This is a genomic window from Streptococcus sp. C300, assembly GCF_000187645.1.
Classification (GTDB): domain Bacteria; phylum Bacillota; class Bacilli; order Lactobacillales; family Streptococcaceae; genus Streptococcus; species Streptococcus oralis_CQ.
The window spans coordinates 1-9,088 of record NZ_GL732471.1 but is presented as its reverse complement, the minus strand read 5'-3'; the positions used below and the strand labels follow the sequence as shown (position 1 = coordinate 9,088).

Here is a 9,088-nt window from a genome sequence, read left to right as displayed (position 1 = left end):
TCACTGCAGCAGTTGAAAATAACAACTAGTTATCTTCTAATCTCTGAGAATAATCTCAGAGGTTTTTAATTGCCTTGCTCCTATACGGCTTCCCTATTTGTCCTAGAACCCTTTTTGTGTTACAATGAATGGTATGAAAGCTAAGAAATTATGGATGACTGGCTTGACTGTGGCTGGTCTAAGTGCCCTCGCTTTGGGGGCTAAAAAAGCAGCAGATAACCACAAACTCATGAAGACTCAAGAAGAGTTGACCGCTATCGTGCGCGAACTTTTCTCAGATATGGGTGAGATTGCGACTCTCTATGTTCAAGTCTACGAAAGTAGCCTTGAGCGACTTGTCGGAGGAGTCATTTTCGAGGATGGTCGTCACTATACCTTTGTCTATGAGAATGAAGACCTAGTCTATGAGGAGGAAACCTTATGATTACTCCCAATAGTATAGAAGAGCTTGCAGGTTTTGTCGAGCAAGATGGCAAGAAGGTTTTCCTTTTTGTGGCGGACTGGTGTGGCGATTGTCGTTATATCTATCCATCCTTGCCAGAGATTGAGGAGACCAATCCAGAGTTCACCTTTATTCGAGTGGACCGTGACCAGTACATGGATCTAGCCAAACTCTGGGATGTGTACGGGATTCCTAGCCTTGTTGTGCTAGAAAAAGACAAGGAAATCGGCCGATTTGTCAATCGTGACCGTAAAAGCAAGCAACAAATTAACGACTTTTTAGCAGGACTGAAATAGGAGAAAAAGGAAACAATGATTTTTACATATAACAAAGAGTATGTTGGCGATGTCCTTATGATCATCGTGAAAAACAGCGGAGATGCCAAGTTGGACGTGGAACGCAAAGGCAAGGTTGCCCGTGTTTGCCTCAAAGAAAATGGGGAAACAGTAGCTTGGAATATTTTCGAAGTTTCAAGTTTGTTTGAAATTGCAGAGCGCGGTCAAGTCTTTTTGACAGATGAGCAAGTAGAACGTTTGAACCAAGAATTGCGAGCGGAAGGCTTTGCAGAAGAGATTGTCAATGACAAAGAACCTAAGTTTGTTGTTGGTGAAATTGTCGAGATGGTAGCTCACCCAGATAGTGACCACCTCAACATCTGCCAAGTTGCAGTCGCAAGTGACAAGACAGTGCAAATCGTTGCAGGGGCTCCCAATGCGCGTCTTGGCCTGAAAACCATTGTAGCTCTTCCTGGAGCTATGATGCCCAAAGGAAATCTCATTTTCCCAGGCGAACTTCGTGGTGAAAAGAGTTTTGGTATGATGTGCAGCCCTCGTGAACTTGCCTTGCCAAATGCTCCGCAAAAACGTGGGGTTATTGAATTATCAGAAGACCAAGTTGTTGGAACTCCATTTGACCCAGCCAAGCACTGGATGGCCTAGGAAATTTTCAGTATTTGATAGACCAGATAGAAGGAAATAAGATGGCAAAAAATGTAGTAATTACAGGAGCGACCTCAGGAATCGGTGAAGCGATTGCGCGTGCTTATCTGGAGCAGGGGGAGAATGTCGTTCTAACAGGGCGACGGACAGATAGACTAGAGACCCTCAAGTCAGAGTTTACAGAAACTTTTCCTAATCAAACCGTTTGGACCTTTCCACTGGATGTCACGGATATGACCATGGTCAAGACTGTCTGCTCCGATATTTTGGAAACGATAGGGCAGATTGATATCTTGGTCAATAACGCTGGACTAGCTCTTGGCTTGGCTCCCTATCAAGACCATGAAGAATTGGATATGCTGACCATGTTAGATACCAATGTCAAGGGTTTGATGGCAGTCACTCGCTGTTTCTTGCCAGCAATGGTAAAAGCCAATCAGGGTCACATTATCAACATGGGGTCAACCGCAGGAATTTATGCCTATGCTGGGGCAGCTGTTTACTCAGCCACCAAGGCTGCAGTCAAGACTTTTTCAGATGGACTGCGAATTGATACCATTGCGACAGATATCAAGGTGACCACCATTCAACCCGGAATTGTTGAAACAGATTTTTCTGCGGTACGTTTTCATGGTGACAAAGAGCGTGCTGCGACCGTCTATCAGGGAATTGAAGCCTTGCAAGCTCAGGATATCGCAGACACTGTTGTCTATGTGACCAGTCAACCCCATCGTGTGCAGATTACAGATATGACCATTATGGCCAATCAACAGGCGACAGGTTTCATGGTTCATAAAAAATAAAAAATTTTCTCGAAAAGTTACAAATTTCTGTAACTTTTTTTGATTCCTTGCGAATAGATAAGTAGGAGGAAGAAAATATGTATAATAAAGTTATTCTTATTGGACGTTTAACGTCTACACCAGAATTGCACAAAACCAACAATGACAAGTCAGTAGCGCGTGCAACTATCGCTGTGAACCGTCGTTACAAAGACCAAAACGGGGAACGTGAAGCTGACTTTGTCAATCTTGTTCTTTGGGGGAAATTGGCTGAAACCTTGGCAAGCTACGCAACTAAAGGTAGTCTTATCTCTGTGGATGGAGAACTTCGTACCCGTCGCTTTGAGAAAAATGGCCAGATGAACTATGTGACTGAAGTCCTTGCCACAGGATTCCAACTTTTGGAAAGCCGCGCCCAACGTGCTATGCGTGAAAATAACGCAGGACAGGATTTGGCAGATTTGGTCTTGGAAGAGGAAGAATTGCCATTTTAAGCATTGAAAAGTCTGAGTTGGTCTCAGGCTTTTTTATATTGAGAAAGTCAGACTTTTTTCTTGACTATTTTTGACCAAGTGATACAATAGAACTATAAATTAGCACTCGGTTACAAAGAGTGCTAATAATATGTATTTCATCATGGAGGAAAACAGATGTTGAAACCATTAGGAGACCGTGTGGTCTTGAAAATCGAAGAAAAAGAACAAACTGTTGGAGGCTTTGTCCTTGCGGGTTCTGCCCAAGAAAAAACAAAAACAGCCCAAGTTGTAGCTACTGGACAAGGTGTTCGTACCTTGAATGGTGACTTGGTAGCTCCAAGCGTGAAGCCTGGAGACCGTGTCTTAGTTGAAGCCCATGCAGGTCTTGATATCAAAGATGGCGATGAAAAGTATATCATCGTTGGCGAAGCTAACATTTTGGCGATCATTGAAGAATAGAAGGAGAAAGTAAGTATGTCAAAAGAAATTAAATTTTCATCTGATGCTCGTTCAGCTATGGTCCGTGGTGTCGATATCCTTGCAGATACTGTTAAAGTAACCTTGGGACCAAAAGGTCGTAATGTTGTATTGGAAAAATCATTTGGTTCACCATTGATTACCAATGACGGTGTTACTATTGCCAAAGAAATCGAATTGGAAGACCATTTTGAAAATATGGGTGCCAAATTGGTATCAGAAGTAGCTTCAAAAACCAATGATATCGCAGGTGACGGAACGACAACTGCAACTGTCTTGACCCAAGCTATCGTCCGTGAAGGAATCAAAAACGTCACTGCAGGTGCCAACCCAATCGGTATCCGTCGAGGGATTGAAGCAGCGGTTGCCGCAGCTGTAGAAGCCTTGAAAAACAATGCCATCCCTGTTGCCAATAAAGAAGCCATCGCTCAGGTTGCCGCTGTATCTTCTCGTTCTGAAAAAGTCGGCGAATACATCTCTGAAGCCATGGAAAAAGTTGGTAAAGATGGTGTCATCACTATTGAAGAATCACGTGGTATGGAAACAGAGCTTGAAGTCGTAGAAGGAATGCAGTTTGACCGTGGTTATCTATCACAGTACATGGTGACAGATAGCGAAAAAATGGTGGCGGACCTTGAAAATCCATATATTTTGATTACTGACAAGAAGATTTCCAATATTCAAGAAATCTTGCCACTTCTAGAAAGCATTCTCCAAAGCAATCGTCCACTCTTGATTATTGCGGATGATGTAGATGGTGAAGCTCTTCCGACTCTTGTATTGAACAAGATTCGTGGAACCTTCAATGTCGTAGCTGTTAAAGCACCTGGCTTTGGTGACCGTCGTAAGGCTATGTTGGAAGATATCGCTATCTTGACAGGCGGAACAGTCATCACAGAAGATCTTGGTCTTGAGTTGAAAGACGCTACTATTGAGGCGCTAGGTCAAGCAGCGAGAGTAACTGTGGACAAAGATAGCACTGTTATCGTAGAAGGTGCTGGAAATCCTGAAGCTATTTCTCACCGTGTTGCGGTTATCAAGTCACAAATTGAAACTACAACATCTGAATTTGACCGCGAAAAATTGCAAGAACGCTTGGCAAAATTGTCAGGTGGTGTCGCAGTGATCAAGGTCGGTGCTGCAACTGAAACTGAGTTGAAAGAAATGAAACTCCGCATCGAAGATGCCCTCAACGCTACTCGTGCAGCCGTTGAAGAAGGAATCGTTGCAGGTGGTGGAACTGCTCTTGCCAATGTCATTCCAGCCGTAGCTGATTTGGAATTGACAGGAGATGAAGCAACAGGACGTAATATTGTTCTCCGTGCCTTGGAAGAGCCTGTTCGTCAAATCGCCCACAATGCGGGATTCGAAGGTTCTATTGTTATTGACCGTTTGAAAAATGCTGAAGTTGGTACAGGCTTCAACGCAGCAACTGGCGAATGGGTCAACATGATTGAAGAAGGAATCATTGACCCAGTTAAAGTGAGCCGTTCAGCCCTTCAAAATGCAGCATCTGTAGCCAGCTTGATTTTGACAACAGAAGCAGTCGTAGCCAATAAACCGGAACCAGCAGCCCCAGCTCCAGCAATGGATTCAAGCATGATGGGCGGCATGATGTAAAAGTAACTTATAAAAAACACAAAAGGAGGGGACATGCATCCCTCCTTTTATGGTTTTCTCTTCTAAAATTGATTTGAGCTCTCCTAACTTATATGATAAAATAAGACTAGAAAAAGGAGAAGAACATGATTGATGTAGAAGAAATTCTGAGCAAGATGAATCCCAATCAGAAGATTAATTATGACCGTGTTATGCAAAAAATGGTTCAAGTTTGGGAGAAAAATGAGCAACGTCCCACTATTCTCATGCATGTTTGCTGTGCTCCTTGTAGTACCTACACCCTAGAATACCTGACCAAATACGCTGATGTGACTATCTATTTTGCCAATTCCAATATCCATCCCAAGGCAGAATACCACAAGCGGGCTTACGACACCAAGAAATTTGTCAGTGATTTCAATGAGCGAACAGGCAATACGGTCCAGTATTTAGAAGCGCCCTACGAACCAAATGAATACCGGAAGTTAGTCAGAGGGCTGGAAGAAGAACCAGAAGGCGGCGATCGTTGCAAGGTTTGTTTTGACTACCGTCTGGATAAAACGGCGCAAGTAGCTATGGACTTGGGCTTTGACTACTTTGGTTCAGCTTTGACCATCAGTCCCCATAAGAATTCTCAAACCATCAACAGCATCGGAATTGATGTGCAAAAGATTTATACAACCCACTATCTCCCAAGTGATTTCAAGAAAAACCAAGGCTACAAGCGCTCGGTGGAGATGTGCGAGGAGTATGATATTTATCGTCAATGTTATTGTGGATGCGTCTATGCAGCTCAAGCCCAGAATATTGATCTTGTTCAGGTTAAGAAGGATGCCACGGCTTTCTTGTTGGATAAGGATGTTGAAAAAGACTATTCCCACATCAAGTTTACTGTTACTAAATTAGATATATAGAAATCAACCCAGCTGAAAAGCTGGGTTTTTCAAATAAAAAAACCAGGGTTTTCACCCCAGTTTGACAACTTTACCGATTCTTTAGTTCTATGTAGCGTTTGTACCAAATGTTGACATAGGCCTCTGAGAAAGGACCGCGTCCATTGTTAATCCAATCAACAAGGATTTTAACATGCTCTTTCAAAATATAGTCTAAATCATCAGAATACTTCATTTTGCGTTTATGGCGCTCATACTCTTCAACGTCCAAGAGACGCTTTTCACCATCAGTGAAAACCTTGACATCCAAATCATAATCAATGTATTTCAGGGCTTCCTCATCTAGATAGTAAGGACTTGCCATATTGCAATAGTAGGAAATCCCATTATCACGAATCATGGCAATGATATTAAACCAATATTTTTTGTGAAAGTAAACAATAGCCGGTTCTCGAGTCACCCAACGACGACCGTCACTTTCGGTAACAAGTGTGTGGTCGTTGACGCCGATAATGGCGTTCTCTGTTGTTTTTAGTACCATGGTGTCCCGCCAAGTACGGTGAAGACTCCCATCATGCTTATAACTTTGAATTGTAATAAAGTCGCCTTCTTTTGGAAGTTTCATAACTAACCAACTTTCTACAATTTATAAGTTTATCGTTTACTATTATATCATAAATCGGTCTAATTTTTTTGAATTTTACACGAAAATATTAAAGATATTCTCTGAGAGCGCTAGCTATATCCGAAAAATCATAGCCTTTTCGAGCTAAAACTTGAGTTAATCGTTGCTTTAGTTCGTAACCTTCATATTTGCGAGCATACTTAGCATATTGTTTGTCTAGCTCTTTAAAAATGAGTTCTTGAGTCGTTTCTTGGTCGACTTGGCTGTCCAAGTCATCAAAAGCACTTTTAGCATCAGAATAGGAGAAGCCTTTGTTCGTCAAGTTTTGAATGATCTTATCCTGCAAGGCACGAGCGGGAAGCTTTCCCGTGTATTTTTTTAGCAGTTTCTCCGCCACACGTTGAGCAACCTCTGAAAAATTAAAATCCTTTAAAACCTCTTCAATAGTTGATTTGGCAATCCCTTTTTGAGCAAGTTTCTGAGTCAGCACATAAGGCCCATTATCTCCAGAAAGTTGATTGGCATTGATGATAGAGTAGGCATACTGACGATCATTAATCCAGTTATCTTCTTTAAGATTAGCGATAACTTGACTAGTGATTTTTTCATCAATATCATACTTTTTCAGATACTCTCTCACTTCCTTTTCGGTTCGAGCTTTAAATGATAGATGGTAGAGGGCGAGGTTCTTACCATAAGAAAACTGAGCAAAGTCCTGAATCTCGGTAAGTTCCTCTTTACTAATGACCTTATCTCGAGATAGCATAAAACGGACAATGGTATCCTCTGTGATATAAGAGGTTTGCTGATGATCTAGCTCCATTAAGTAGAGGCGTTTTTTCTTTTCAAGTTTTGTGATTTTCATAGTTCTATTATACCCTAAAATGTGATAAGATAGGGGTATGAATCTGAAAGTCAAACAAAAAATACCTTTAAAAATCAAGCGGATGGGCATCAATGGTGAGGGAATCGGTTTCTACCAGAAAACCCTCGTTTTTGTGCCAGGCGCCCTCAAAGGAGAAGACATCTATTGTCAAATTACTTCTATTAAACGCAACTTTGTTGAAGCAAAATTACTAAAGGTTAATAAGAAGTCTAAATTTCGGGTCGTGCCAGCTTGTACCATTTATAATGAATGTGGTGGTTGCCAAATCATGCACCTCCACTACGATAAACAGTTAGAGTTTAAAACAGATTTGCTCCACCAAGCCCTGAAAAAATTTGCTCCTGCAGGATATGAAAACTATGAAATCCGTCCAACTATCGGAATGCAGGAACCAAAGTACTACCGTGCTAAGCTTCAATTCCAGACTCGGAAATTTAAAAATCAGGTCAAGGCAGGTTTGTATGCGCAAAACTCTCATTATCTCGTAGAGTTGAAAGACTGCTTGGTACAAGATAAGGAAACCCAAGTGATAGCGAATCGCCTAGCTGAACTTCTTACTTACCACCAAATCCCCATCACCGATGAGAGAAAAACGCTCGGTGTTCGCACCATCATGGTACGCAGAGCAAGAAAAACGGGGCAAGTTCAAATAATCATTGTTACGAATCGTCAGCTTAATTTAACCCAGCTGGTAAAAGACTTAGTTAAAGATTTTCCAGAAGTCGTCACGGTTGCAGTCAATACAAACACAGCAAAAACAAGTGAAATCTATGGTGAAAAGACGGAAATTATCTGGGGCCAAGAGAGCATTCAAGAAGGAGTACTCGACTATGAGTTTTCTCTCTCGCCCCGAGCTTTTTATCAACTTAATCCGGAGCAGACAGAAATTCTCTATAATGAAGCAATTAAGGCTCTGGATGTCAGCAAAGAAGACCATCTAATCGATGCCTATTGCGGTGTTGGGACGATTGGATTTGCCTTCGCAAAGAAGGTCAAGAGTCTCAGAGGAATGGATATTATTCCGGAAGCCATAGAAGATGCCAAGCGAAATGCTCAAAAAATGGGGTTTGACAATACCCATTACGAAGCGGGGACAGCAGAAGAGACTATTCCACGCTGGTATCAAGATGGCTACCGAGCGGATGCATTGATAGTTGACCCTCCTCGTACAGGCTTAGATGATAAGCTGTTGGAAACCATTCTGACCTATGTCCCAGAAAAAATGGTCTATGTATCCTGCAATGTTTCGACCTTGGCACGAGATTTGGTTAAACTGGTAAAAGTTTATGATCTCCAGTATATCCAGTCAGTCGATATGTTTCCCCACACTGCACGAACAGAAGCAGTAGTTAAGTTAGTGAAGAAAAGAAAAAATTAAATTCACTAAAAAAAGTCCTTGACAAAGGTAAAAAAGTAGGTATAATAGAAAGAGTCGAAAAGCTCAGGTCCGTTGGTCAAGGGGTTAAGACACCGCCTTTTCACGGCGGTAACACGGGTTCGAATCCCGTACGGACTATGGTGTATTGCGGTTAAAAAAACTTGAAAAAAGTTTAAAAAATCTGTTGACAGCGACAGGTAGCTGTGATATACTAATATAGTTGTCGCTTGAGAGAATGAGTGACAAAGACCTTTGAAAACTGAACAAGACGAACCAATGTGCAGGGCACTATAACTAAGGTTATAGTACTGAACAATGAAAAAACAATAAATCTGTCAGTGACAGAAATGAGTGAGAACTCAAACTTTTAATGAGAGTTTGATCCTGGCTCAGGACGAACGCTGGCGGCGTGCCTAATACATGCAAGTAGAACGCTGAAGGAGGAGCTTGCTTCTCTGGATGAGTTGCGAACGGGTGAGTAACGCGTAGGTAACCTGCCTGGTAGCGGGGGATAACTATTGGAAACGATAGCTAATACCGCATAATAGTAGATGTTGCATGACATTTGCTTAAAAGGTGCAATTGCATCACT

The 9,088-nt window shown here is 41.9% G+C and carries 11 protein-coding genes, 1 tRNA gene and 1 rRNA gene; 11 read left to right on the top strand and 2 right to left on the bottom strand.

Annotation, left to right across the window (positions count from 1 at the left end):
- Nucleotides 1-124: 124 nt before the first annotated feature.
- From HMPREF0849_RS09450 to HMPREF0849_RS09415, 8 genes are all read left to right on the top strand, one after another.
- On the top strand, nt 125-424 hold the full coding sequence (locus tag HMPREF0849_RS09450) for a DUF4651 domain-containing protein (protein WP_009013775.1): 300 nt from the start codon (nt 125-127) through the stop codon (nt 422-424).
- Nucleotides 421-738 carry a thioredoxin family protein gene (locus HMPREF0849_RS09445; protein WP_000632567.1) on the top strand — a complete coding sequence of 106 codons (318 nt, stop codon included), beginning with the start codon at nt 421-423 and terminating at the stop codon, nt 736-738. The genes HMPREF0849_RS09450 and HMPREF0849_RS09445 overlap by 4 nt, the downstream gene beginning before the upstream one ends.
- A 15-nt stretch (nt 739-753) precedes the next feature.
- Nucleotides 754-1,380 (top strand): YtpR family tRNA-binding protein, encoded by a 627-nt coding sequence (ytpR, locus tag HMPREF0849_RS09440; RefSeq protein WP_000578317.1) that lies wholly within the window; start codon nt 754-756, stop codon nt 1,378-1,380.
- 41 nt (nt 1,381-1,421) lie between these two features.
- Nucleotides 1,422-2,183: an SDR family NAD(P)-dependent oxidoreductase gene (locus tag HMPREF0849_RS09435; protein WP_001107795.1), complete on the top strand. Its 762-nt coding sequence runs from the start codon at nt 1,422-1,424 to the stop codon at nt 2,181-2,183.
- 77 nt (nt 2,184-2,260) lie between these two features.
- Nucleotides 2,261-2,656 (top strand): single-stranded DNA-binding protein, encoded by a 396-nt coding sequence (locus HMPREF0849_RS09430; RefSeq protein WP_000282436.1) that lies wholly within the window; start codon nt 2,261-2,263, stop codon nt 2,654-2,656.
- Between the two features lie 156 nt (nt 2,657-2,812).
- The gene (gene groES / locus HMPREF0849_RS09425; protein WP_000917327.1) at nt 2,813-3,097 is read left to right on the top strand and encodes a co-chaperone GroES; all 285 of its coding nucleotides are present in this window, start codon (nt 2,813-2,815) and stop codon (nt 3,095-3,097) included.
- Between the two features lie 15 nt (nt 3,098-3,112).
- The gene (gene groL, locus HMPREF0849_RS09420; protein ID WP_000031556.1) at nt 3,113-4,735 is read left to right on the top strand and encodes a chaperonin GroEL; all 1,623 of its coding nucleotides are present in this window, start codon (nt 3,113-3,115) and stop codon (nt 4,733-4,735) included.
- Nucleotides 4,736-4,860: 125 nt separating this feature from the next.
- Nucleotides 4,861-5,628 carry an epoxyqueuosine reductase QueH gene (locus HMPREF0849_RS09415; protein ID WP_000567564.1) on the top strand — a complete coding sequence of 256 codons (768 nt, stop codon included), beginning with the start codon at nt 4,861-4,863 and terminating at the stop codon, nt 5,626-5,628.
- Between the two features lie 70 nt (nt 5,629-5,698).
- Here HMPREF0849_RS09415 and ntdP read toward each other — a convergent pair whose 3' ends face one another.
- Nucleotides 5,699-6,232, bottom strand: a complete 534-nt coding sequence (gene ntdP / locus HMPREF0849_RS09410; protein WP_000775318.1) for a nucleoside tri-diphosphate phosphatase — start codon at nt 6,230-6,232, stop codon at nt 5,699-5,701.
- 88 nt (nt 6,233-6,320) lie between these two features.
- Nucleotides 6,321-7,097 carry a recombination regulator RecX gene (gene recX / locus HMPREF0849_RS09405; protein WP_000705075.1) on the bottom strand — a complete coding sequence of 259 codons (777 nt, stop codon included), beginning with the start codon at nt 7,095-7,097 and terminating at the stop codon, nt 6,321-6,323.
- 37 nt (nt 7,098-7,134) lie between these two features.
- Here recX and rlmD point away from each other — a divergent pair, with 37 nt between their 5' ends.
- The 3 genes from rlmD to HMPREF0849_RS09390 form a co-directional block, all read left to right on the top strand.
- Complete coding sequence (gene rlmD / locus HMPREF0849_RS09400; RefSeq protein WP_001050270.1) at nt 7,135-8,496, top strand: 23S rRNA (uracil(1939)-C(5))-methyltransferase RlmD; 1,362 nt, start codon at nt 7,135-7,137, stop codon at nt 8,494-8,496.
- 66 nt (nt 8,497-8,562) lie between these two features.
- Nucleotides 8,563-8,634: transfer RNA gene (locus tag HMPREF0849_RS09395), tRNA-Glu, on the top strand.
- A gap of 228 nt (nt 8,635-8,862) precedes the next feature.
- Nucleotides 8,863-9,088 (top strand): 16S ribosomal RNA (locus HMPREF0849_RS09390); the annotation flags it as partial.